This is a genomic window from Actinocorallia aurantiaca (assembly GCF_039533685.1).
GTDB lineage: Bacteria > Actinomycetota > Actinomycetes > Streptosporangiales > Streptosporangiaceae > Actinocorallia > Actinocorallia aurantiaca.
Genome location: NZ_BAAATZ010000034.1, coordinates 54,264 through 77,840, shown reverse-complemented (window position 1 = coordinate 77,840; position 23,577 = coordinate 54,264). Strand labels below are relative to the sequence as shown.

At 71.7% G+C, this 23,577-nt stretch carries 23 protein-coding genes and 1 riboswitch; of the genes, 10 read left to right on the top strand and 13 right to left on the bottom strand.

Annotated elements, in window-relative coordinates; translation table 11 throughout:
- Positions 1-37: 37 nt before the first annotated feature.
- On the bottom strand, positions 38-1,018 hold the full coding sequence (locus ABD327_RS32965) for a heme o synthase (RefSeq protein WP_425547274.1): 981 nt from the start codon (positions 1,016-1,018) through the stop codon (positions 38-40).
- Positions 1,019-1,334: 316 nt separating this feature from the next.
- Here ABD327_RS32965 and tkt point away from each other — a divergent pair, with 316 nt between their 5' ends.
- From tkt to pgl, 6 genes are all read left to right on the top strand, one after another.
- Entirely contained in the window at positions 1,335-3,425 is a 2,091-nt protein-coding gene (gene tkt, locus ABD327_RS32960; RefSeq protein WP_344456644.1) for a transketolase, read from the top strand.
- Between the two features lie 3 nt (positions 3,426-3,428).
- Positions 3,429-4,526, top strand: a complete 1,098-nt coding sequence (gene tal, locus ABD327_RS32955; RefSeq protein WP_344456641.1) for a transaldolase — start codon at positions 3,429-3,431, stop codon at positions 4,524-4,526.
- Positions 4,523-6,169 carry a glucose-6-phosphate isomerase gene (locus ABD327_RS32950; RefSeq protein WP_344456639.1) on the top strand — a complete coding sequence of 549 codons (1,647 nt, stop codon included), beginning with the start codon at positions 4,523-4,525 and terminating at the stop codon, positions 6,167-6,169. The genes tal and ABD327_RS32950 overlap by 4 nt, the downstream gene beginning before the upstream one ends.
- Before the next feature lie 158 nt (positions 6,170-6,327).
- Entirely contained in the window at positions 6,328-7,875 is a 1,548-nt protein-coding gene (zwf, locus tag ABD327_RS32945) for a glucose-6-phosphate dehydrogenase (protein ID WP_344456636.1), read from the top strand.
- A 1-nt stretch (position 7,876) separates the two neighbouring features.
- On the top strand, positions 7,877-8,998 hold the full coding sequence (locus tag ABD327_RS32940; RefSeq protein WP_344456633.1) for a glucose-6-phosphate dehydrogenase assembly protein OpcA: 1,122 nt from the start codon (positions 7,877-7,879) through the stop codon (positions 8,996-8,998).
- The gene (gene pgl / locus ABD327_RS32935) at positions 8,995-9,774 is read left to right on the top strand and encodes a 6-phosphogluconolactonase (protein WP_344456631.1); all 780 of its coding nucleotides are present in this window, start codon (positions 8,995-8,997) and stop codon (positions 9,772-9,774) included. Before ABD327_RS32940 ends, pgl begins: the two co-directional genes overlap by 4 nt.
- On the opposite strand, the gene ABD327_RS32930 is transcribed toward pgl, so the two are convergent.
- From ABD327_RS32930 to ABD327_RS32920, 3 genes are read right to left on the bottom strand one after another with little or no spacing between them, the layout of a single operon-like run.
- On the bottom strand, positions 9,708-9,998 hold the full coding sequence (locus ABD327_RS32930) for a hypothetical protein (RefSeq protein WP_344456629.1): 291 nt from the start codon (positions 9,996-9,998) through the stop codon (positions 9,708-9,710). The two genes, pgl and ABD327_RS32930, sit on opposite strands and share 67 nt — an antisense overlap.
- Positions 9,995-10,807, bottom strand: a complete 813-nt coding sequence (locus ABD327_RS32925; protein ID WP_344456627.1) for a class I SAM-dependent methyltransferase — start codon at positions 10,805-10,807, stop codon at positions 9,995-9,997. Before ABD327_RS32925 ends, ABD327_RS32930 begins: the two co-directional genes overlap by 4 nt.
- A 32-nt stretch (positions 10,808-10,839) precedes the next feature.
- Positions 10,840-11,364 (bottom strand): GNAT family N-acetyltransferase, encoded by a 525-nt coding sequence (locus tag ABD327_RS32920; RefSeq protein WP_344456625.1) that lies wholly within the window; start codon positions 11,362-11,364, stop codon positions 10,840-10,842.
- Positions 11,365-11,510: 146 nt separating this feature from the next.
- Here ABD327_RS32920 and ABD327_RS32915 point away from each other — a divergent pair, with 146 nt between their 5' ends.
- Positions 11,511-12,908 carry an NAD(P)/FAD-dependent oxidoreductase gene (locus ABD327_RS32915; protein ID WP_344456623.1) on the top strand — a complete coding sequence of 466 codons (1,398 nt, stop codon included), beginning with the start codon at positions 11,511-11,513 and terminating at the stop codon, positions 12,906-12,908.
- Between the two features lie 20 nt (positions 12,909-12,928).
- Here ABD327_RS32915 and ABD327_RS32910 read toward each other — a convergent pair whose 3' ends face one another.
- Positions 12,929-14,194: a serine hydroxymethyltransferase gene (locus ABD327_RS32910; RefSeq protein ID WP_344456621.1), complete on the bottom strand. Its 1,266-nt coding sequence runs from the start codon at positions 14,192-14,194 to the stop codon at positions 12,929-12,931.
- A 22-nt stretch (positions 14,195-14,216) separates the two neighbouring features.
- A riboswitch (ZMP/ZTP riboswitch) is annotated at positions 14,217-14,292 on the bottom strand.
- 41 nt (positions 14,293-14,333) lie between these two features.
- Between ABD327_RS32910 and ABD327_RS32905 the strand changes: the two genes are divergently transcribed.
- Positions 14,334-14,963 carry a histidine phosphatase family protein gene (locus ABD327_RS32905; RefSeq protein WP_344456619.1) on the top strand — a complete coding sequence of 210 codons (630 nt, stop codon included), beginning with the start codon at positions 14,334-14,336 and terminating at the stop codon, positions 14,961-14,963.
- A gap of 9 nt (positions 14,964-14,972) precedes the next feature.
- On the opposite strand, the gene ABD327_RS32900 is transcribed toward ABD327_RS32905, so the two are convergent.
- Complete coding sequence (locus ABD327_RS32900) at positions 14,973-15,572, bottom strand: TetR/AcrR family transcriptional regulator (RefSeq protein WP_344456617.1); 600 nt, start codon at positions 15,570-15,572, stop codon at positions 14,973-14,975.
- A 60-nt stretch (positions 15,573-15,632) separates the two neighbouring features.
- Between ABD327_RS32900 and ABD327_RS32895 the strand changes: the two genes are divergently transcribed.
- Entirely contained in the window at positions 15,633-16,979 is a 1,347-nt protein-coding gene (locus ABD327_RS32895) for a carotenoid oxygenase family protein (RefSeq protein ID WP_344456615.1), read from the top strand.
- A 69-nt stretch (positions 16,980-17,048) separates the two neighbouring features.
- Positions 17,049-17,507, top strand: a complete 459-nt coding sequence (locus ABD327_RS32890; RefSeq protein ID WP_344456612.1) for a MaoC family dehydratase — start codon at positions 17,049-17,051, stop codon at positions 17,505-17,507.
- Positions 17,508-17,591: 84 nt separating this feature from the next.
- On the opposite strand, the gene ABD327_RS32885 is transcribed toward ABD327_RS32890, so the two are convergent.
- The 7 genes from ABD327_RS32885 to ABD327_RS32855 all read right to left on the bottom strand — a co-directional run bounded on the left by ABD327_RS32885 (position 17,592) and on the right by ABD327_RS32855 (position 23,497).
- Positions 17,592-18,509 (bottom strand): GlxA family transcriptional regulator, encoded by a 918-nt coding sequence (locus ABD327_RS32885; RefSeq protein WP_344456609.1) that lies wholly within the window; start codon positions 18,507-18,509, stop codon positions 17,592-17,594.
- A gap of 7 nt (positions 18,510-18,516) precedes the next feature.
- Positions 18,517-19,101 carry a cysteine hydrolase family protein gene (locus ABD327_RS32880; RefSeq protein ID WP_344456606.1) on the bottom strand — a complete coding sequence of 195 codons (585 nt, stop codon included), beginning with the start codon at positions 19,099-19,101 and terminating at the stop codon, positions 18,517-18,519.
- Positions 19,102-19,178: 77 nt separating this feature from the next.
- Positions 19,179-20,522 (bottom strand): dihydrolipoyl dehydrogenase family protein, encoded by a 1,344-nt coding sequence (locus ABD327_RS32875; RefSeq protein WP_344456604.1) that lies wholly within the window; start codon positions 20,520-20,522, stop codon positions 19,179-19,181.
- 148 nt (positions 20,523-20,670) lie between these two features.
- Positions 20,671-21,045, bottom strand: coding sequence for an RNA polymerase-binding protein RbpA (locus ABD327_RS32870; protein ID WP_344456602.1), 375 nt, complete (start codon positions 21,043-21,045; stop codon positions 20,671-20,673).
- A gap of 84 nt (positions 21,046-21,129) precedes the next feature.
- Complete coding sequence (secG, locus tag ABD327_RS32865) at positions 21,130-21,369, bottom strand: preprotein translocase subunit SecG (protein WP_344456600.1); 240 nt, start codon at positions 21,367-21,369, stop codon at positions 21,130-21,132.
- Positions 21,370-21,520: 151 nt separating this feature from the next.
- Complete coding sequence (gene tpiA, locus ABD327_RS32860) at positions 21,521-22,306, bottom strand: triose-phosphate isomerase (RefSeq protein ID WP_344456598.1); 786 nt, start codon at positions 22,304-22,306, stop codon at positions 21,521-21,523.
- Positions 22,307-22,309: 3 nt separating this feature from the next.
- Complete coding sequence (locus ABD327_RS32855) at positions 22,310-23,497, bottom strand: phosphoglycerate kinase (RefSeq protein ID WP_344456596.1); 1,188 nt, start codon at positions 23,495-23,497, stop codon at positions 22,310-22,312.
- Positions 23,498-23,577 lie beyond the last annotated feature (80 nt).

Sequence of the window (23,577 nt, the reverse complement as noted above, 5' to 3'; positions counted from 1 at the left end):
CGAGCCGGACCGGACGCGTTAAGTCCGGACACAGCGGTCACTGGAAGAGGAAGTCGATCGCCACGGCGGTGAACAGCAGCGCCAGGTAGGAGTTCGACAGGTGGAAGAAGCGCATCGGCCGCAGCGGCGCGCCGGTCAGGCCGCGGTTGACCCGGGCCAGCAGGCGGTGCCCCTCGAGCAGGAACACCGCGCCGAGGATGAGCGCGACCGCGCCGTAGACGGGGGTGAGCCCGGCCACGGGCCACAGCGCCAGCGAGCACAGGACGGTGGCCCAGGTGTAGACCAGGCTCTCCACCACGACCCGCTTCTCGCTCGCCACCACCGGCAGCATGGGGATGCCGGCGAGCGCGTAGTCCTCGCGGTAGCGCATGGCCAGCGTCCAGGTGTGCGGCGGCGTCCACAGGAAGACCACGCCGAACAGCACGAACGGGGTCCAGGCCAGGGAGCCGGTGACGGCGGCCCAGCCGATGAGGACGGGCATGCAGCCGGCGATCCCGCCCCACACCACGTTCTGCTTGGTGCGCCGCTTGAGCAGCAGCGAGTACACGAAGACGTAGAAGAGGATGGCGCCGACCGACAGGGCGGCGGCCAAGGCGTTGACGGTGAGCAGGAAGCCTGCGGTGGAGACGACGCCGAGGGCGGCGCCGAACACCAGGGCGGAGCCGGGGCTCACCTGGTGGCGGGCCAGCGGGCGGCGGCGGGTGCGGCGCATCTTGGCGTCGATGTCGCGGTCGATGAAGCAGTTGACGGCGTTGGCGCTGCCCGCCGACATCGTGCCCCACAGCAGGGTGAACAGCACCAGACCCAGGTCCGGAACACCCTTGGCGGCCAGGAACATCACCGGTAGCGTGGTGATCAGCAGGAGTTCGATGACCCGCGGCTTGGTCAGGGCCACATAGGCCTTGATCTTGGCACCGAGCGTACGAGCCTGACCGTCGTCCTCCAGCAGGGCCGCAGGCGGATCCGCTTCGAGCTCGACACCGGTCGTGCCGCCGAGCCGGTTACTGAGCACCGTCACAACAGTGAAGCCTTCTGTTCAAGGAAGTCTGGATTTACGCCCGCTCCACGCGACCGCGCCATCACTGTAGCCCCGACCTGGGACCTGCCCGCCACCGGGTGCGAGGTTTCACCTGCCTTCTCCCTCCGTGCGGGGAACCGGCGCAGGGTTAGCCGGGGAATCATCGGGCATGTGCCCAGTGTTCCGGGTAAAGGACCCAATGGTTTAGACCAATCCTTCCGACCGTCATAATGAGTAGGCTCGGAGAGATCAGCGCCCCGGGGCACGGGTGCGGTCGACCTGACATCCCATAACTTGGAAGGACCTGAGCGTTCCGGTGACTACCGACAACAACCACCTTGACTGGTCCGAGCTGGACAACCGGGCCGTGGACACCGTCCGCGCCCTCGCGATGGACGCCGTCGAGAAAGTGGGCTCCGGGCACCCGGGCACCGCCATGAGCCTCGCCCCGGCCGCGTACCTGCTCTTCAACAAGGTGATGAGGCACGACCCCTCGGACCCGGCCTGGCCCGGCCGCGACCGCTTCGTCCTGTCGTGCGGGCACTCCAGCCTGACCCTCTACATCCAGCTGTACCTCTCGGGCTACGGCCTCTCGCTGGACGACCTCAAGGCCCTGCGCACCTGGGGCAGCGCCACGCCCGCCCACCCCGAGCACGGCTTCACCCCCGGCGTGGAGACCACCACGGGCCCGCTGGGCCAGGGCGTCGCCAACGCCGTCGGCATGGCCATGGCGGCCCGCCGCGAGCGCGGCCTGTTCGACCCCGAGGCCCCCGTGGGCGCCTCGCCGTTCGACCACACCATCTGGGCGTTCTGCTCCGACGGCGACATCCAGGAGGGCATCAGCCACGAGGCCTCCGCGCTCGCCGGCCACCAGCGGCTGGGCAACCTGGTCCTGGTCTGGGACGACAACCGCATCTCCATCGAGGACGACACCCAGATCGCGATGTCCGAGGACGTCGTGGCCCGCTACGAGGCCTACGGCTGGGACGTGCACCGCGTCGACTGGCTGAAGACCGGCGAGTACGTCGAGGACGTCGAGCGGCTGCACGCCGTCCTGGCGGCCGCCAAGGCCGAGACGAGCCGCCCCACCTTCATCGCGCTGCGCACCGTCATCGGCTGGCCCGCGCCGAACAAGAAGAACACCGGCAAGATCCACGGCTCGGCGCTGGGCGCCGACGAGGTCGCCGCCACCAAGAAGGTCCTGGGCATGGACCCCGAGGCGTCCTTCGTGGTCGACGCGCAGGTGCTCGAGCACGCCCGCAAGGTCGCCGACCGGGGCCGCGCGCTGCGCGCCGAGTGGGACGAGGCCTTCGCCGCCTGGAAGGCCGCCAACCCCGAGCGCGCCGCCGAGTACGACCGCATCGCCAAGCGCGAGCTGCCCGAGGGCTGGGCCGCCAAGCTGCCCCAGTTCCCCGCGGGCAAGGACGTCGCCACCCGCTCCGCCTCCGGCGAGGTGCTGAACGCCATCGGCCCGATCCTGCCGGAGCTGTGGGGCGGCTCGGCCGACCTGGCCGAGTCCAACAACACCACGATCAAGGGCGAGCAGTCCTTCGTCCCGTCGGAGTTCCAGACCGCCGCGTGGAAGGGCGGCCCGTACGGCCGCACCCTGCACTTCGGCATCCGCGAGCACGCCATGGGCGCGATCCTCAACGGCATCGCCCTGCACGGCGGCACCCGCCCCTACGGCGCCACCTTCCTGGTGTTCTCCGACTACATGCGCCCGGCCGTCCGGCTGGCCGCGCTGATGGAGCTGCCGGTCACCTTCGTGTGGACGCACGACTCCATCGGCCTGGGCGAGGACGGCCCGACCCACCAGCCGGTCGAGCACCTGTGGTCGCTGCGGGCCATCCCCGGCCTGGACGTGGTCCGCCCCGCCGACGCCAACGAGACCGCCGTGGCCTGGCGCACGATCCTGGAGCACAACGACCGCCCGGCCGGCCTGGCGCTGACCCGGCAGAAGCTGCCGGTCTTCGACCGCGCCGAGCTCGCCTCCGCCGAGGGCGTCGCCAAGGGCGGTTACGTGCTGGCCGAGGCCGCGGGCGGCTCCCCCGAAGTGATCCTCATCGCGACGGGGTCCGAGGTCGAGATCGCCCTCGCCGCGCGTGAGGCCCTCGAGGCGGAGGGCACGCCGACCCGGGTGGTCTCCATGCCGTGCGTCGAGTGGTTCGCCGAGCAGGAGCAGTCCTACCAGCAGGAGGTCCTGCCGCCCTCCGTGCGCGCCAGGGTCTCGGTCGAGGCGGGCATCGCACTCGGCTGGCACCGGTTCGTCGGCGATCTGGGCGAGTCGGTCAGCCTCGAGCACTTCGGCGCCTCCGCCGACTACAAGACCCTCTACAAGGAGTTCGGCCTCACCCCCGAGCACGTGACGGCCGCCGCACGATCCAGCCTCTCCAAGGCCAAGGGATGATCCATGACTGAAAATCTCAACAGGCTCTCGAACGCGGGCGTCTCCATCTGGCTCGACGACGTCAGCCGGGAGCGCCTGCGTTCGGGAAACCTCGAACAGCTCGTCAAGGAGAAGAACGTCGTCGGGGTCACCTCCAACCCGACCATCTTCGCCAACGCTCTCAGCAAGGGCGACGCCTACGACGGCCAGCTGCGCGACCTGGTGGTCCGCGGCGTGGGCGTCGACGAGGCGTCCCGCGCCATCACCACCTACGACATCCGCTGGGCCTGCGACGTCCTGCGCCCGGTCTACGACCGCACGGACGGCCTGGACGGCCGCGTCTCCCTCGAGGTGGACCCGCGGCTGGCCAGGAACACCGAGGCCACGATCGCCGAGGCCAAGGCCCTGTGGTGGCAGGTCGACCGGCCCAACCTGATGATCAAGATCCCGGCCACCCGGGAGGGCCTGCCCGCGATCACCGCGGCGCTGGCCGAGGGCATCAGCGTCAACGTGACGCTGATCTTCTCCCTGGAGCGGTACGGGGAGGTCGTCGACGCCTACTTCGCCGGGCTGGAGCAGGCCAGGGACAAGGGCCTCGACCTGCACGGCATCTCCTCGGTCGCCTCGTTCTTCGTCTCCCGCGTGGACACCGAGATCGACAAGCGGCTGGAGAAGCTCGGCAGGGGCGAGCTCAAGAGCAAGGCGGGCGTGGCCAACGCCCGGCTCGCCTACGAGCTGTACGAGCAGAAGTTCTCCTCCCCCCGCTGGCAGGCCCTGGCCGAGGCCGGAGCGCTCCCGCAGCGCCCGCTGTGGGCCTCCACCGGCGTGAAGGACCCGGCGCTGCCCGACACCCTCTACGTGACCGAGCTGGTCGCCGCCGGCACCGTCAACACGCTGCCCGAGGCCACCCTCGACGCCGCCGCCGACCACGCGGAGATCACCGGCGACACCGTCACGGGCGCCTACCCCGACGCCCACGCCGTCTTCGCCGCGCTGAAGGACGCGGGCGTCGACTACGACGACGTCGTGCGGGTCCTCGAGGACGAGGGCGTGGAGAAGTTCGCGACCTCCTGGAACCAGCTCCTCGACACGCTGAAGGGCGAACTGGAGGACAAGGCGTGACATCAGTGGTCACCTCCGGGGGCGTCTCGGTCACCCTGCGCGGCGAAGCCGTCGAGGAGACCGAGACGGTCCTGCAGAGACTGGTCTCCGACGGCGTCCCGGGCGCGCTCGCCGCCAGGAACGCCAGTCTCTGGGGGCCGGACGCGATGGACGAGGCGAGCCGCCGGCTGGGCTGGCTGGACCTCGCCGAGACCTCGCGTCCGCTGGTGGGGCCGCTGAACGAGCTGGCCGCCGAGTACCGGGCCGAGGGCCTGGACCACTTCGTGCTGGCCGGCATGGGCGGCTCCTCACTGGCCCCCGAGGTGATCACCCGCACCGCCGGGGCGGAACTGACCGTCCTGGACACCACCGACCCGCACCAGGTGGAACGGGTCATCGCCGACCGGCTGGAGCGCACGGTCGTGGTGGTGGCGTCCAAGAGCGGCGGCACCGTCGAGACCGACAGCCACCGGAGGATCTTCGAGCAGGCCTTCAGGGAAGCCGGGATCACCGGCGACGCCCTCAAGCGCCGGTTCGTGGTGATCACCGATCCGGGCTCCCCGCTGGAGAACTCCGCCCGCCAGGCGGGCTACCACGTGGTCCTGGCCGACCCCGACGTGGGCGGGCGCTACAGCGCGCTGAGCGCCTTCGGCCTGGTGCCCTCGGCCCTGGCCGGGGTCGACGTGGGGCTGCTGCTGGACGAGGCCGCCGAGTTCTCCTCCGCGCTGCGCCAGACGTACGACAACCCGGGGCTGACGCTGGGCGCGGCGCTCGGCGCGGCCTCCGCCGGAGGGCACGACAAGCTGCTCCTGGCCGACGCCGGCTCGGGCATCGTCGGATTCGGAGACTGGGCCGAGCAGCTCATCGCCGAGTCCACCGGCAAGGAGGGCAAGGGCGTGCTCCCCGTCGTGCTGGAGGGCGTCGAGGCTCCCGGCTTCGCTCCCGCGCCGGACGCGCGGGGCGCGGTGCTGGGCGAGTTCGACGCCTCCGCGATCACGGTCAGGGGCCCGCTGGGCGCCCAGTTCCTGCTCTGGGAGTACGCCACCGCCGTCGCCGGGCGGGTGCTGGGCGTCAACCCGTTCGACCAGCCCGACGTCCAGGAGGCCAAGGACAACACGGGCGCCCTGCTCAAGGCGGCCGAGGAGGGGGGCGCGGCGGCGCTGACCGCCGGGGAGCCCGATCTGGTCTCCGGTTCCGTGGAGATCCACGCGGGCGGCGCGCTCAAGGCCGACACCCTGCCCGAGGCGCTCGACGAGCTGATCGCGCTGGTGCCCGACCACGGCTACCTCGCCGTCATGGCCTACCTGGACCGCACCGGGGACGACGCCGGGGCCGCCGCGCTGCGGGGGCTGCTGGCGGCGCGTTCGGAGCGGGCGCGCGGCGGACCCGCCCACGTCACCTTCGGGTGGGGTCCGCGGTTCCTGCACTCCACCGGCCAGTACCACAAGGGAGGCCCGCAGAACGGGGTGTTCCTGCAGCTCACCGGCGTGGTGGAGCGGGACGTCCCGGTGCCCGGACGCCCCTACGGCTTCGGGACCCTGCAGCTGGCCCAGGCCGTCGGCGACCTGCGGGCCCTGCGCTCGCGCGGGCGCCCGGCGGTGCGGCTGCACCTGCGGGACCGGTCCGAAGGACTGGCGCAGCTCCTCGACGCGCTGGAAAACTGAACGTCGACACACTGAGGAACACCACACATGGCCGGGCGGTCCCCCATCCCAGTACCGGGGCGGGGGGCGGTCCGGCCGCCGACGGCAGACCGGTCGATCCCCTCCTCCAGACCGTGCTCCACCAGTCGAAACAACGACTCGTAGGAAAGGGACCGGGCATGCCATCGCCCGCTGAACTGATCGGGATCGACGGGAACCCCTTGCGGGACCCCCGTGACAAAAGACTGCCCCGCGTCGCAGGACCCAGCGTGCTGGTCCTCTTCGGGGTCACCGGCGACCTCTCGCGTAAGAAGCTCCTTCCCGCCATCTACGACCTCGCAAACCGGGGACTGCTGCCGCCCGGCTTCTCCCTGGTGGGCTTCGCCCGCCGGGACTGGGAGAACCAGGACTTCCGGCAGCTGGCCTACGAGGCGGTCAAGCAGAACGCCCGCACCCCCTTCCGGGAGGAGGTCTGGAACCACCTGTCGGAGGGCATGCACTTCGTGCCCGGCGAGTTCAGCGACCCCGGCGCGTTCGACGCGCTGGCCATGGCCGTCAAGGAACTCGACGAGACCCGCGGCACGGGCGGCAACTACGCCTTCTACCTGTCCATCCCGCCGAAGTTCTTCGATGTGGTCGTGGAGCAGCTGCAGCGCAGCGGGCTGGCGGAACGTTCCGAATCCTCCTGGCGCCGGGTGGTGATCGAGAAGCCCTTCGGCCACGACCTCACCAGCGCCCGGGAGCTCAACAACATCGTGCACCGGGTCTTCCCCGAGGAGTCGATCTTCCGGATCGACCACTACCTCGGCAAGGAGACGGTGCAGAACATCCTGGCGCTGCGCTTCGCCAACACGATGTTCGAGCCGGTCTGGAACCGCTCCTACATCGACCACGTGCAGATCACGATGGCCGAGGACATCGGCATCGGCGGGCGCGCCGGCTACTACGACGGCATCGGCGCGGCCCGCGACGTCATCCAGAACCACCTGCTGCAGCTGCTGGCGCTCGCCGCCATGGAGGAGCCGACGTCCTTCAGCGCCGAGGCGGTGCGCGCGGAGAAGGCCAAGGTGCTCTCCTCGGTGCGCCTGCCCGAGGACCTGTCCCTGGCCACGGCCCGCGGCCAGTACGCGGCGGGCTGGCAGGGCGGGGTCAAGGTCCACGGCTACCTGGAGGAGGACGGCATCCCGGAGTCCTCCACGACCGAGACGTACGCCGCGGTCAAGCTGGAGATCGACTCCCGGCGCTGGGCCGGGGTGCCGTGGTACCTCAGGACGGGCAAGCGCCTGTCCCGCCGGACCACCGAGGTCGCCATGATCTTCCAGCAGGCGCCGCACCTGCCGTTCTCCCAGACCGAGACCGAGGAACTGGGGCAGAACGCCCTGGTCTTCCGGGTGCAGCCGGACGAGGGCATCACGGTGCGGTTCGGCTCCAAGGTGCCGGGCACCTCGATGGAGGTGCGGGACGTCAACATGGACTTCGCCTACGGCGAGTCGTTCACCGAGTCCTCTCCCGAGGCCTACGAGCGGCTGATCCTGGACGTCCTCATCGGCGACCCGCCGCTCTTCCCCCGGCAGGAGGAGGTCGAGCTGTCCTGGAAAATCCTCGACCCCGTCGAGGAGTTCTGGGCGGCCCACGGCAGGCCCGACCAGTACAAGTCCGGCGGATACGGCCCCAAGTCCGCCGACCGGATGATGAAGCGTGACGGCCGCGCCTGGCGGAGGATCTGACGTGAACATCGACCTCACCTCGACCACCACCCGACGCATCCAGGACGCGCTGACCCAGGCCCGGCACCAGATGGGCGGCCCGACGATCGGGATGGTGCTGACCCTGGTCATCGTCACCGACGAGTCGGCGCAGTACGACTCGCTGCGCGCCGCCAACGACGCGGCCCGCGAGCACCCGTGCCGGATCCTGACCGTCATCTCCCGCGACCCGCGGGGCAGCTCCTCCCGGCTCGACGCGGAGATCCGCATCGGCGAGACGGGGCCGGGCGAGACGGTGCTGCTGCGCATGTACGGGCCGCTGGCCCAGCACGCCGACTCGGTGGTGGTGCCGCTGCTGGTGCCGGACGCGCCGGTCGTCGTCTGGTGGCCGGGCCAGCCGCCGGAGGACCCGGCGGAGGACCCGCTGGGCGCGCTCGGGCAGCGCCGGGTCACCGACTGCTACGCCGCGATGGACCGGCTGGAGGCGCTCGCCCGGCTCAGCCGCTCCTACGCGCCCGGCGACACCGACTTCGCCTGGACCAGGCTGACGCCGTGGCGCACCCTGCTGGCCGCCTCGCTGGACCAGCCGACGCCGTCGCTGCGCTCGGCCGAGGTGCTGGGCGAGGCCGACAGCCCGAGCACGGAGCTGCTCGCCGCCTGGCTGGAGGTCCGGCTGGGCATCCCGGCCCACCGGAGGGTCTCCGAGGGCCCCGGCATCACCGCGGTGGTCCTGCACAGCGACGAGGGCGAACTGGCCATCACCCGGCCGGACGGGCGGGTGGCGACGATGTCGCGGCCCGGCCAGCCCGACCGGTACGTGTCGCTGATGCGCCGCCCGATCGCCGAGCTGCTCGCCGAGGAGCTGCGGCGGCTGGACCCCGACGAGGTCTACCACGAGGCGGTGAGGCGCTTCGAGAAGGAGCAGAGCCGCCGGGAGGTGCTGCAGGGCGCTTCCGAGAGCGCTGAGAGCGTTCAGAGCACCGAAGGCGCCGCGGGCGGCGAGAGCACGCCGGGCGCCGAGGGGGCCGGCGGTTCTGAGCACCCCGGCGCCTCGGAAAGCACGGACGTCACCGCTCCCCCGCCCGGCACGGGTTCCCCCGCGCCCGGCAGGACGCGGCCGAGCAGGAAGAAGGCCGGCTCTTGAGCGCACCCGAGATCCTGGTCCATCCGAACTCCGGGCTGCTGGCCGCCGGGGTGGCGGCGCGGCTGATCACCCGGCTCGTCGACGCGCAGGCCCGGCGCGGAACCGCCTCGGTCGTGCTCACCGGCGGCGGGGCGGGGCTGGCCGCGCTGGCCGCCGTCGCGGACAGTCCCGCCAGGGACGCCGTCGACTGGGGGCGGCTCGACGTCTGGTGGGGGGACGAGCGCTTCCTGCCGTCGGGGCATCCCGAACGCAACGAGACGGGGGCGCGCGAGGCGCTGCTGGACAGGGTGCCGGTCGATCCGGCCCGGGTCCATGTGATGCGCGGGCCCGACGGTCCGGACGGCGACGACGCCGACGCGGCCGCCGCGAGGTACGCCGCGGAGCTCGCCGCCGCGGCACAGGGCGCGCCGTCGGCGGTCCCCGCGTTCGACGTGCTCATGCTGGGGGTGGGCCCCGACGCCCACATCGCCTCGCTCTTCCCGGGGCAGCCGACGCTGCGCGAGGAGAAGCTGACGGCGGTGGGAGTGCACGGTTCGCCGAAGCCGCCGCCGACCCGGATCTCGCTCACCGTCCCGGCGATCCGGGCTGCCGAGGAGGTCTGGGTCATCGCGTCGGGTTCGTCCAAGGCCGAGGCCGTCCGGCTGGGCCTGGCGGACGCGGACGTGATGGAGGCGCCGGTGGCGGCGGCCCGCGGCCTCCGCTCGACCCTCTACCTGTTGGACCGGGACGCGGCCTCCGCGCTCCCGCCGGGGTCGTCGCCGGTCTCCAGCGGCTGAGCGTCGGGGAACCTGATCCAGAACTCCCGGCCGTTGGTGTAGCCCATCAGCGGCCGGCCCAGCGCCTCCGAGGCCCGGCTGGTGACCTCCCGGAACATCCGCTGGAGCTCCTCGGTGTCGGCGGTGATCCGGAAGGTCGCCCCCCTGCCCGTCTTGGCGATGACGAGGGGCACCATCTCCCGGACGAAGCGCTCTTCCTCTTGGGGGGTCAAGGGCTGTGTCATGCCGGGGACGATACCGGTTTCCTCCGGAATACGGTGATGAAACGCCAGGCCACCGGATCCGTGGGCGGGACGTCGGCGAAGTCGCCGTACCGAGCCGCGACCTCCAGGGCCGCCGCGGGATGGCCGCCGGCGGCGACCCTGACGGCGGCCTCCAGCTCGGTGGCGGTCCAGAACCGGTAGGGCACGACGCCCTCGACGACCCGGACCCGCGCCGGGCCGCCGGGCCGCGCCGGCGGCTCGGTGACCTTGATCAGGACGTGGTCGTCCACGATCTGGGTGAGCGGGTCCAGGGCGTCGTCCAGGGAGCCCCAGCGCACCTCGGCGGTGACGCCGTCCCGTTCGGCGGTCCACTCGGTGGAGGTGGAGGGCTCGGTGCCGAACCTGTCGCCGGGGTGGCTCATCTCCAGGATGTAGACGGCGCCTTCCGCCAGGTGGGCGGCGGCGCGGACGAGGTGCGCGGCCATGGCGTCGAGGGTGTGCAGGTGGGCGGTGCTGTCCAGCATCGTGACGATGAGGTCGAAGCGTTCGGGAAGCTCGAAGTCCGTCATGTCCGCTTGAACGACGGTCAGTTCGGGAGCCCTGGCGGCGGCGTGGGCGCACATCGCGGGGCTCAGGTCCAGCGCGGTGGCCCTCAGGCCCCGGCGGGCGAACTCCCTGGCGTGCTCGGCGGGGCCGGCGGCCAGTTCCAGGACGGTCTCCGGCGTCCGTCCGTGCCGGGCCGACCAGCGCAGGAGCGCGTCCACTTCGGCGGGGACGTCGCGGAAGGCGCAGGAGAGTTCGTAGGCGGCGGGATCGTCGTAGATGGACACCCCGACATCGTCCCAGCCCTGGAGCGTTCCAGTTACGCGGCGGCGGCCTCCTCCAGCACGATGACGATCTCCAGCACGGCCGGGTCCTCGGTCCGGGCGGTCCGGCCGCCCAGGGAGGTCAGCAGCCTGCGCATCCGGGCATTCTCGCTGAGGACGCTGGCGCCGAGCTCCCGCAGCCCCTCGGCGCGCCCGAGGTCCAGCATCCGCTCGGTGAGGGCGCGGCCCAGGCCCCTGCCCTGCCAGGCGTCCTCGACGAGGAAGGCCAGCTCGGCCGCGCCGGGCCGGGAGACGTACATCATGTGGCCGAGGGCGACGATGTCCCCCTCGGCGTTCTCGACCACCAGGGTCAGCCCGCGGGAGCGTTCCAGGAACAGGTCGAAGAGCCGCTGCGGCAGGCCGGGCTTGGCGCTGAAGTAGCGCATCCGGCGGCTGCTCGTCGAGCAGCGCGCGTGCATCGCGTCGACCGCCTGCTTGTCGGACGCCCGGAGCGGCCGCATGGACGGCTGCGGTGCCCGTACCGCCGGCGGTGAGATCGCCGACTCGATGAGGACTGTCATGGAATTCCCCCTTGGTGTGTGATGGGTCCAGATTTCCGGGCCCGTGTTACAGCACCGTGTGGCGAGGGTTTCCGGCGGTCGAAGTGGTACGTGACGTCTATCTCGTGATGCTCATCTCGTTGGGATATGCAGGGATGATGGGCACCATGTCCCTGGTGAACAGGCCTTACGTGAACGGGGCGGTGTCCCACTGGTTCGGGGAGATCGGGCTCCCCCTGCCGTCGACGCCCCTGCCCGGCTCCCGCGACGCCGACGTGTGCGTCATCGGAGCGGGCTACACCGGGCTGTGGACCGCGTACTACCTGAAGAAGGCGCGGCCCGGCCTGCGGGTCGTCGTGCTGGAGAAAGAGTTCGCCGGGTTCGGGGCGTCCGGCCGCAACGGCGGCTGGGTCGTCGGCGAACTGGCCGGGTCGGCCCCGCGTTACGCGCGCACGCACGGCAAGGACGCCGTCCTGCGGTTGCAGCGGGCCATGTTCGGCTCCGTCTCGGAGATCGTGCGGGTCGCCGCCGAGGAGGGCGTCGAAGCCGATCTGGAGCACGACGGCGTGGTGACCGTCGCGCGCAACAGGGCGCAGCTGAGACGGCTCACCGAACTGGTCGCCCACGAGCGCGCGTGGGGCTGGGGAGAGGACGACCTGCGGCTGATCGAACCGGGCGAGCGCGTCCGTGTGGCCGGGGCGGTCGGGGCCTCCTGGAGCCCGCACTGCGCCCGCGTCCAGCCCGCGAAGCTCGTCCGCGGCCTGGCACGGGTCGTCCGGGAGCTCGGCGTCGAGCTCTACGAGGGCACCGAGGTCACCGGCCTGCGTCCGCGCGGCGGCGGCCTGCCCGCGGCTGCCGTGACGCCCTACGGGACGGTCAGCGCCGAGTACGTCGTCCGCGCCACCGAGGGGTTCACCGCCGCCTTCCCCGGAGCGCACCGCGACTGGCTCCCCATGAACAGCTCCATGATCGTCACAGAGCCGCTGCCCGAGGACGTCCTGGACGGGAGCTGGCGGGGCGCGGAGCTGCTGGGCGACATGGCGCACTACTACATGTACGCCCAGCGCACCGCGGACGGCCGCATCGCCTTCGGCGGACGGGGCAAGCCCTACCGGTACGGGTCGAGGATCGACGACGCGGGCCGCACCCCCGAGGCGACCGTCACGGCCCTGCGCACCTTGCTGGCCGACATGTTCCCGGCGGCGGCGTCCGTCCCCGTCGCGCACGCCTGGTCGGGGGTCCTCGGAGTGCCCCGCGACTGGTGCTCGACCGCCACCGTCGACCACCGGACCGGCCTCGGACACGCGGGCGGCTACACCGGCCACGGGGTGGCCACCTCCAACCTGGCCGGACGGACCCTGCGCGACCTGCTGCTGGGTGAGGAGACCGACCTGACCACCCTGCCGTGGGTGAACAGGCCGGCCCGGCGCTGGGAGCCCGAACCGCTGCGCTGGCTCGGCGTCCAGCTCATGTACTCCCTCTACCGCGGCGCCGACGCCCGGGAGCGGGGCGTGCACCGCACCTCGAAGCTGGCCCGGCTCGCCGACCTGCTGTCAGGCCGGTGAGCCGGGTGCCGCGCGCGGATTCAGGGGGCCGGAGCCCAGCCGGGCATCGGACGGGCGCCCATGAACTCGCGGATCTCGGCGGCGATCCGGCTGAGGAGCCCTGTGTCCTCGTGCGCCCTGACCACCTCGTCGATCCAGGCCGCGACGCGCGGCATGTCCGCCTCGGTGAGGCCTCGCGTGGTGATGGCGGCGGTGCCCAGCCGCAGGCCCGACGGGTCGAACGGCTTGCGCGGGTCGAAGGGCACGGTGTTGTGGTTCAGCTCGATGCCGGCCTCGTCCAGCGCCCGGGCGGCGGGCTTGCCCGCCACGCCCTTGTTCGTCAGGTCGATGAGGACGAGATGGTTGTCGGTGCCGCCGGAGACCAGGTCGAACCCGCGCTCCAGCAGGGCCTGGGCGAGCGCCTTCGCGTTGGCGACGATCTGGTGGGCGTAGGCGGAGAAGGCCGGGGCGGCGGCCTCCTTCAGGGCCACCGCGATGGCCGCGGTGGTGTGGTTGTGCGGGCCGCCCTGCAGGCCGGGGAAGACCGCCTTGTCCAGCGCGGCGGCGTGCTCCGCCGTAGACATGATCATCGCACCGCGCGGGCCGCGCAGGGTCTTGTGGGTCGTGGTGGTGATCACGTCGGCGTGGCCGGCCGGGGAGGGGTGGGCGCCGCCCGCGATCAGGCCGGCCAGGTGCGCGATGTCGGCCGCCAGCACCGCGCCGGCCTCGCGGGCGATCTCGGCGAAGGCCGGGTAGTCGATCGTGCGGGGTATCGCGGTGCCGCCGCAGAAGATGAGCTTCGGGCGCTCCTTCAACGCCAGGTCGCGGACCTCGTCGAGGTCCACGCGGCCGGTGTCGGCGCGCACCCCGTAGCGCACCGGCGTGAACCACCTGCCGGTCGCGCTGACGGACCAGCCGTGGGTGAGGTGGCCGCCCATCGGCAGCGCCATGCCCATGACGGTGTCGCCGGGCTCCAGGAACGCCAGGTAGGCGGCGAGGTTGGCGGGCGAGCCGGAATAGGGCTGGACGTTGGCGTGCTCGACGCCGAACAGCGCCTTGGCCCGCTCGACGGCCAGCTCCTCGACGGGGTCGACGAACTGCTGGCCCTCGTAGTACCGGCGGCCGACGTAGCCTTCGGAGTACTTGTTGGTCAGGACCGAGCCGGTGGCCTCCAGGACCGCAGGGGAGACGTAGTTCTCGGAGGCGATCAGCCGGATCTTGTCGTGCTGGCGGGTCGCCTCGCCCTCGATCAGGGCGGCCAGGGCCGGGTCGGCGGCGTGCAGGTGCGGCAGGGCGGGCTGGTGCAAGGCGTTCCTCCACGAGTTCGCGCGGAGACACCCAGGCGCGCGGTGCCCGCTCGATCTCGCTCCCCGGTGGTGATCCACCTTGACTGCGCCAGTCGCTTCTGTCTTCGGAGAGCCTACAAGAGGGGATGACACGGGCACCATGGAGTTGATACTGATCCGGCACGCCGAGAGCACCGGGAACGCGGCGCGCAGGGCGGCGTTGCGGTCAGGGGCCGAGGTCATCGACGTTCCCGAGCGGGACCCCGACGTCCCGCTGTCCGCTTACGGCCGAGAGCAGGCCCTGCGCCTCGGCCGGTTCCTGGCCGAGCGGGAGCCGCCGGACCTGATCATCTCTTCCCCCTACCTGCGGTCGCTGGAGACCGTCCGCCTGGCCACCGGGCGCGAGGACATACGGCTGGACGAGCGACTGCGCGACCGGGACATGGGGGCGTTCTACCGGCTGACGCCCCGGGGCATCCGGCAGCGCTTCCCCGAGGAGTGGCGGCGCAAGCAGGAGCTGGGGAAGTTCTACTTCCGGCCGCCCGGCGGCGAGTCGTGGTCCGACATCGCGCTGCGGCTCCGCTCCTTCCTGCGGGACCTGCCCGCCGAGGGCAGGGTGCTGGTCTCCGCCCACGACGCGGTGATCTTCGTCTTCGCCTACCTGCTGGACGGGCTGACAGAGGCCGAGCTCATGGAACTGGAGCGCACCTCGGTGGCCAACTGCTCGGTCTCGCACTGGCGGGACGGGGAGAGGCTCGTCTTCAACGAGATCTCCCACCTGGAGCGGTGAGCGGCGCCCTCAGACTCCGAAGACGCGGGCGCACAGGTCGGTGCAGCGTTCGGCGAGCTCCTCGGGGGCCTCGGGGCGCCGCCCCGCGAGCCAGGCGGAGATGAGGCCTCCGACGCCGCCCACGCAGAACAGGGCCGTGCCGTGGAGGTCGCGCGGATTCTCCTCCGGGGCCGCGGAGCGGACTCCCTCGGCGACGGATTCGGCGACGGCCAGGAGCGCGTCGTGGCGGCGGATCTCCAGGGCCGGGCAGCCCGCGGGCTCGGTGAAGGCGATCCTGGCGTAGCGGGGGTCGTCGGCCAGCGCGGTGACGAGGACGGTGAACATCGTCCTCATGACGGCGCGCGGCTCCCCGGTGAACGGGACGGCCAGCAGCCTGCCGGTCAGCTCGTCCCTGACCTGGTCGAAGACCGCCAGGAGCAGGGCGTCGCGGTCGTCGAAGGACTCGTAGAAGTAGCGGTCCGTCAGGCCCGAGCGGGCGCAGACGCCGCGTACGGAGACCCCCGACCAGCCCAGCTCGCTCCACAGGTCCAGGCCTGCGGCCAGCAGCCGTCCGCGGCGTTCGGCGACGCGCTGTTCCGGGCTGCGCCCCCGGTAGGCCCGCGTACTCATCGGGGATCATCTTGCCCCAAGTTATTGACGACAAGCGTCCTCAGATTAAAGGCTGGGCGCATGACCTACGGCGTGTTCGACCCCCTCCTCGAGGAACACTCCTACGACGTCACCGAGATCGACGGGACGGTGCCCCGCGAGCTCCACGGGACGCTCTACCGCAACGGGCCCGGCAAATGGCAGGTCGGGACCACCCTCCTGGACTGCATCTTCGACGGCGACGGCATGGTGTCGCGGTTCACCTTCGACCAGGGGCGGGTCGGCTTCCGCAACCGCTACCTGCGCACCCCCCAGTACCGCTCCAAGCGGCGCTGGCGGGCCGGAGTCGGCACCTCCACCGGAGTGCCGATGCCGCCGACCAACACCGCCAACACCAACCTGTCGTTCCACGCGGGGGACCTGCTGGCCCTGTGGGAGGGCGGCAAGCCCACCAGGGTGGACCCCGACACCCTGGAGACCTACGGGCTGCACGACTTCGGCGGACGGCTCAAGGGGCTGGGCATGTGGTCGGCGCACCCCCGGTTCGACCCCGCCACCGGCGAGATGTTCAACTTCGGGCTGCGGTTCCTGCCGACTCCGGGGATCAACTGCTACCGCGTCGACCCGGCCGGAAGGATGACCCTCATCGCCTCCGTCCGCGTCCGGGGGCTCTCCTGGAACCACGACTTCGGGCTCACCGAACGGCACCTCGTGTTCGTCCTCAGCCCCACCCTCCCCGACGTCGGGGGGATCCTGCGCGGCCGTTCCGCGGTGTCCTCGCTGAACTACTTCCCCGACCTGCCGACCCGGTTCCTGCTCGTCCCCCGCGACGGAGGGCCTCCCCGGATCGTCGAGCATGAGGCGATGGTCGGCACCCACATCACCAACGCCTACGAGGACGGCCCGGACACCGTGGTGGAACTCGTCCGGTACCCGGACTGGGAGCCGCTGAAGGCCGACCTGCTGAACTTCCGGGACCGCTTCCACCTGACCCGCCCGAGCTCGCTGGTCCGCTACCGCGTCGCCGCCGGCAAGGTGACCGAGGAGGAACTCGCCGACCACCCGTGCGAGCTGCCGCAGTTCGACTGGCGCCGCTCCTCCACCCGGCACCGCTTCAGCTACCTCAGCGGCCACCACGGAACCGAGGGGTTCTTCGACGCCGTCCTGAAGGTCGACCACGACACCGGCGCGGTCACCTCCCACGTCCTCGGCGACTGCGTGGGCGAACCCGTCTTCGTCCCGCGCTCCGAGGACTCCGCCGAGGACGACGGCTGGCTGCTCTCCGTCGTCTACCAGGCGGCCCGGCACCGCTCGGGGCTGGCGGTCCTCGACGCCCGGAGCCTGGACCTCGTGGCGACCGCCTGGCTTCCCCACCACATCCCCTACGGCTTCCACGGGGGTTTCACCACCCGCCTTCCGGCGGCCTGAGCGCGGCACGTTCACGCAGGTCCGCGGCACCCGCCACAATGGTCGTGAACCGACGACGAGGAGTTGCAGATGCGCACGTTCACCGACCTGGACGAGTTCGCCGCCGCCGTGGGCGAGGAGCTCGGCCACAGCGAGTGGCAGGAGATCACCCAGGAGCAGGTGAACAGGTTCGCGGACGCCACCGGCGACCACCAGTGGATCCACGTCGACCCCGAGCGCGCCGCCTCCGAGAGCCCCTTCGGCGGCACCATCGCCCACGGCTACCTGACCCTCAGCCTCGTGACGGCCCACGTCGTCCAGATCTTCACCATCGAGAAGCTCACCATGGTGGTGAACTTCGGCCTCAACAAGGTCCGCTTCCACACCCCCGTCGCCGTGGGGGCCAAGGTCCGCGCCAAGGCCGTGCTCATGGACCTCAAGAACTCCCCCGCCGGCAAGCTCGGCACCATGAAGGTCACCATCGAGATCGACGGCCAGCGCCGCCCCGCCTGCGTCGCCGAGGTCCTCGCCCTCTACCGCAACGACTGACCTGAGCCGTCACGCGTCGCGGCCGGGCGGCACCGCGTCGCGCCCGCCGATGCGGCCGCGACGTCCGGCCGCGTCGATCCGCGGCTACGAGGCGGGGCTCGTGCGGTCGGCGGAGGCGCGCCGGCGGAGCCTGCGGAGCATGCGGGCGTCCTCGAAGCCCACGGCGCGGGCTGCGGCCTCCATGGTGGAGCCCTCGGACAGGAGCTGCTCGGCGCGCTCCAGCCGCAGCAACTGCTGGTAGCGCAGCGGGGTGAGGCCGATGGCCGCCGTGAACCGGCGGGTCAGGGTGCGGACGCCGACTCCGGCCGACGCCGCCAGGGCGTCCAGCGGGAGGGGTTCGGTGAACCGGTCGTCGATGAGGTCCTGGACGCGGTGGACGGAGTCGGCCAGGTGGCCCCGGTGGCGGAGCATGACGCCGGCCTGGGGCTGATCGCCGTTGCGGCGGGCGTAGACGACCATCGAGCGGGCGACCCTGGCGGCCGCGCCGGGGCCGTGGCGCAGGGCGATCAGGTGCAGGGCCAGGTCGATGCCGCTGGCGATGCCCGCCGAGGTGACGACCCCGCCGTCGGTCACGTAGAGGACGTCGCGCACGAGGACCGCCTTCGGGTAGCGGCGCGCCATCGCGTCCTGCAGGTCGTGGTGGGTGGTGAAGCGGCGGCCGTCCAGCAGGCCCGCGCGTCCGAGGGCGTCGGCTCCGGCGCAGACGCTGGCGACGGTCCCGCCGGACGCGTGGTGCGCGGCCAGGCGGCGGGCCGTCTCCTCGCCGATGGGGCTGTGGCCGTGCCACCCGGGGACGACGACCAGGTCGTCCTTCTCCAGCCGGGGCCAGGTGAGCCCGGCGGTCAGGGGCACCCCCTGGAAGGAGGGCACGGCCAGCCGTTCGGCCACGTAGTGCAACTCGTACTCGTAGCCGAGGGCCGCGGCGTCGGAGAACGCCTGGGCCGGGCCCGCGAGGTCGAGCAGGTGCAGGCCCGGGACCAGAACGAAGACGACCTTGGGCATGATCCGGTCAGGCTACCGCCTCCTTGACGGTGACGAGCCGGGCGAACCGTCCGGACAGGGCGTACTCCGTCCGCCGGATCACTTCTCCGGCGGGGAGCGTCCGGGGGTCGGCCAGCAGTTCCGCCACGCTCCGCCCGGCCGGGGCCTCGGGGTGGGCCAGCGGATGCGTGGCGGTCGCCTCCGTCACGAACAGCACCTCGAAGCCGAGGTCGGACGCCACCCTCGCGGTGGTCTCGCAGCACTGCTCCGTCCTGATCCCCGAGACCGTCACCTCGCCGATCCCCCACGAGGTCAGCAACTGCTGCAGCCGGGTGGTCGTGAACGCGTTGTGGGCCGACTTGACCAGCACAGGCTCCTCCTCGGCGGGCTCCAGGCCGTCCATCAGCCGCACGAACCCCAGGGCGGGGTCGAACAACGTGCCAGAACCCTCCTCGGAGTGCAGCACCCAGACCACCGGCTCGCCCTTGGCCCGAGCGCCCTCGACCAGTTCGGCGACCTTCTGGACGATCCGCGGATCGGACACCGCCTCCCACAGGGGCGAGCGGCGGAACGACTCCTGGACGTCGATGACGAGGTGGGCTCTCTTCTTCATGCCCTCGATCCTCCCGCCGCGCCCTCCGTCGCGACAGGCACGTTCCCGCCCCGCACCGGACCGATCCGGTCACCGGCTCAGCCGATGTCGCGCAGCGCGTCCTCGATCGCGCGGTGGAAGGTGGGGTAGGCGTAGATCATGTGGGTCAGCGAGGAGACGGGCACCCTGCCGTGGATCGCGACGGCCAGCGCGGACATCATTTCGCCCCCGGAGGGGCCCGCGGTGGTGGCGCCCACCAGTTCGTCGCCCGAGACCACCAGCTTGACGAACCCCTCGCCCTTGTGGATCCACCCGCGGGTCGAGGACGACAGGGGCGTGTACCCCGTGCGCACGTCCATGCCCTTCTCGACGGCCTGCGCCTCGGTGAGGCCCACCGCCCCGATCTCCGGGTCGGTGAACGACACCCTGGGCAGCGCCCGGTAGTCGGCGGGCGGACCGTCCTGGCCCAGGATGTCGCGGACGGCGATCGCCGCCTGGTACATCGAGATGTGGGTGAAGGCCCCGTGCCCGGTGACGTCCCCGATCGCCCACACCCCGTCGGCCGCGCGCATCCGCTCGTCCACGGGGATCGTCCTGGCCGACTCGTCCAGCCCTATCCGTCCCACTCCCAGCTTCGCCAGATCCGTCCGGCGCCCGGTGGCCACCAGGAGCCGCTCCGCCTCGACGGACCGGTCGCCGAACTCGACGGTGAACCGCCCGTCGTAGCCGACCCGGGTGATCTTCACCCCGGTGCGGACGTCGATGCCCTCCTCCTCGAAGACCTTGCCGACCAGCTCCCCGGCCTCCGGCTCCTCCACCCCGAGCAGCCGGCTACGCCCCTCCAGCACCGTGACTCGGGTCCCGAACCGCGAGAACGCCTGCGCCAGTTCCACCCCGATGGCCCCGCCGCCGATGAGCACCAGGGACTCCGGCGCCTCGGACGCCTTGACGGCCTGGCGGTTGGTCCAGAAAGGAGTGCCCTCCAGCCCGTCGATCGGCGGGATGGCGGGCTCGGTCCCCGGGTTGAGCACGACTCCCCGCCGCGCCCGCAGCACCCGCTCCCCCACGGTCACCTCGCGGGGTCCCGTGATCTTTCCGAACCCCCGCACGAGCGTGCCGCCCTTGTCGGTGAACCGCTCCGCCGCCACCCGGTCGTCCCAGTCGTCGGTGGCCTCCTTCAGCCTCGCGGCCACCGGCCCCCAGTCGGGCCGCACCTCGGTCTCCCCCGCCAGCCCCGGCACCCTGCGCGCCTCGGCCAGCACGTCCGCAGCCCTGATCATCATCTTGCTGGGAATGCACCCGTAGTACGGGCACTCCCCTCCGACGAGCCCCGCCTCGACCGCGGCCACCTCGAGCCCGGCCTCGGCCAGTTTCCCCGCGACGTCCTCCCCACCGGGCCCCATTCCGACAACGACGACATCTACTTCCGTGACTTCAGCCATGCCGGATCCCTACCCCGTTACGGGTGGCCCGGAGCCCGGAACCACCCGGAGGCAGCAGGGATCACACCGGCTCGGGGATGGTGCGCGCATGAGAAGACCCGGCCTCCCCTAAGAGGAGCCGGGTCTTCTCCGCGGTCGTGCGCGCTCGCTAGTTGCGGGCGGCCGCGGCCATGGCGGCCTGGACGAGGCGGCGCTGCTCGCGCAGCTTGCCGAGGGCCTCCTCGAGGATGGCCTGGCCGTCGGCGTCGGAGCGGCGCTCCTTCACGTAGGCGAGGTGGGTCTTGTACGGCTCGTTCTTGGGGGCAGCCGGGGGGTTGGCGGCGTCGGTGCCGGCCGGAAGACCGCAGCGGGGGCAGTCCCAGGTCTCGGGGACCTGGCAGTCACTGGCGAAGCTGGGGCGGGTTTCGTGCTGGTTGGCACAGTGGAAGCTGATGATGACTCGGGGTGCGGCCTCGCCGCGCTCCGCCTCGCCCATCGGGCCGGCACCGACCCTGCTTCCGCGAATGGCACTGCCACTAGCCACGGACAACTCCTTGAAAATCACCGCGCCGGGAGCTCTCGCTCCCGGTGCGCACTGTCGTACGTCTCCGGCGGGGACGCCGAGGGGTCAGGCGCCCTGCGCCTTGAACAGGAAGCCGAGCACCACGATCGAGGCGAACCAGATGACTCCGGTGGCGACCGTGAGGCGGTCCAGGTTGCGCTCGACCACCGACGACCCACCGAGCGAGGAGGAGATGCCGCCGCCGAACATGTCGGAAAGGCCCCCGCCCTTACCCTTGTGCATCAGCACGAGCAGGACCATCAGCAGGCTCGTGATGATCAGCACGATGGAGCTTGCAAGAATCACAGCAGTTAGCGCCTTCTGGCCACCCCCGCGGGACGCGGGGCTCGAATAGTAGGACGACGGACAGGCGAATCGGTTTACCTGTCTTTATGAAGGGTACGACGAGCCGACCGGTGGTTCAGCAGAACCCGCCTGTCACACGAGCAAGTTTGGCTCAACCCGCCACCGAGAGGTCCCGGTATCGGCAGATCTTGACGAATTCCTCGGCGTCGAGCGCGGCTCCGCCGATGAGACCGCCGTCCACATCGGGCTGCGCCATCAGACCCGCCACATTCGAGGACTTCATCGAGCCACCGTAGAGGATCCGCACGCTCTGCGCGACATCGGTGTCGTAAAGCTTCTCCAGCCGGCCGCGGATCGCCCCGCAGACCTCCTGCGCGTCGTCGGGGGTGGCGACCTCGCCGGTCCCGATCGCCCAGACGGGCTCGTAGGCGATGACGACGGTCCGGGCCTGCTCGGCGGTCAGCCCCTCCAGCGCCCCGTCGATCTGGCCGAGGGTGTGGGCGACCTGCTCGCCGGCCTTGCGGACGTCCAGGCCCTCGCCGACGCAGATGATCGGGGTGAGCTCGTTGGCCAGCGCGGCCTTGGCCTTGGCGTTGACCAGGGCGTCGGTCTCGCCGTGGTACTGGCGGCGCTCGGAGTGCCCGACCGTCGCGTAGGAGCAGCGGAGCTTGGCCAGCATCGCGCCGGACACCTCGCCGGTGTAGGCGCCGGAGGCGTGGGCGGAGATGTCCTGCGAACCGTACTTGATCTTCAGCCGGTCGGCGTCGACCAGGGTCTGCACCGAGCGGAGGTCGGTGAACGGCGGCAGGACCGCGATGTCCACCGCCTCGTAGTCCTTGTCCTTGAGCGCGAACGCGAGCTTCTGCACCAGCGCGATCGCCTCGAGGTGGTTGTTGTTCATCTTCCAGTTGCCGGCCATCAGGGGCTTACGGGCCATGGGTCAGTCCTCCAGAGCTTCCAGGCCGGGCAGGGTCTTGCCTTCGAGGTACTCCAGGCTGGCGCCGCCGCCGGTGGAGATGTGGGAGAAGGCGTTCTCGTCGAAGCCGAGGGTGCGGACGGCCGCCGCGGAGTCGCCGCCGCCGACCACGGTGAAGGCGGCGGAGTCGAGCAGGCCCTGGGCCACCGCCCGGGTGCCGTGCGAGTAGGGCTCCATCTCGAACACGCCCATCGGGCCGTTCCAGAAGATCGTCTTGGCGTCCGCGAGGCGGGAGGCGAAGAGCTTGCCCGATTCGGGGCCGATGTCCAGGCCGAGCCGGTCGGCGGGGATGGCGTCCGCGGGGACCACGTCGTGCTCGGCGTCCGCGCTGAACGCGGTCGCGGCGACGACGTCCACGGGCAGGACGAACTCCACGCCCTTGGCCTTCGCCCGCTCCAGGTACTCCAGGACGACGGGGATCTGGTCCTCTTCGAGCAGGGACTGGCCGACCTCGTGGCCCTGGGCCTTGAGGAAGGTGAAGAGCATGCCGCCGCCGATGAGGATGCGGTCGGCGGTCTCCAGGAGGTTGTCGATGACCCCGAGCTTGTCGGAGACCTTGGAGCCGCCGAGCACCACCGCGTAGGGGCGCGCCACGTCCTCGGTCAGCCTCTTGAGCACGTCGACCTCGGTGGCGATGAGCCCGCCGGCCGCGTGCGGCAGCCGCTTGGGCACGTCGTAGACCGAGGCGTGCTTGCGGTGCACCGCACCGAACCCGTCGCCGACGTACACGTCGGCGAGCGCCGCGAGCCGGTCTGCGAACGCGCCCCGCTCGGCGTCGTCCTTGCTGGTCTCGGCCGCGGCGAACCGCAGGTTCTCCAGCAGCGCCACCTCGCCGTCGCCCAGGCCCGCGACGGCGGCCTCGGCCGAGGCGCCCACGGTGTCGGCGGCGAAGGCGACGTCCTTGCCCAGCAGTTCGCCGAGCCGCACGGCGACCGGCGCGAGGGAGAACTCCGGCTTGGCCTCGCCCTTGGGCCGGCCCAGGTGCGCCACGACGACGACCCTGGCGCCCTTGTCGATCAGCTTCCGGATCGTCGGGAGGCTCGCCCGGATGCGTCCGTCATCGGTGATGACCCCGTCCTTGAGCGGCACATTCAGGTCGGCCCGGACCAGGACCTTCTTGCCCTGGACCTCGAGATCGTCAACAGTCTTCATTCCACCCCACCCATGAGAGTTCACCTGACCACGGCACTGCAGGGCCACCACCGGCCTGGGCCTTCCGCGGCGCTCCGCGG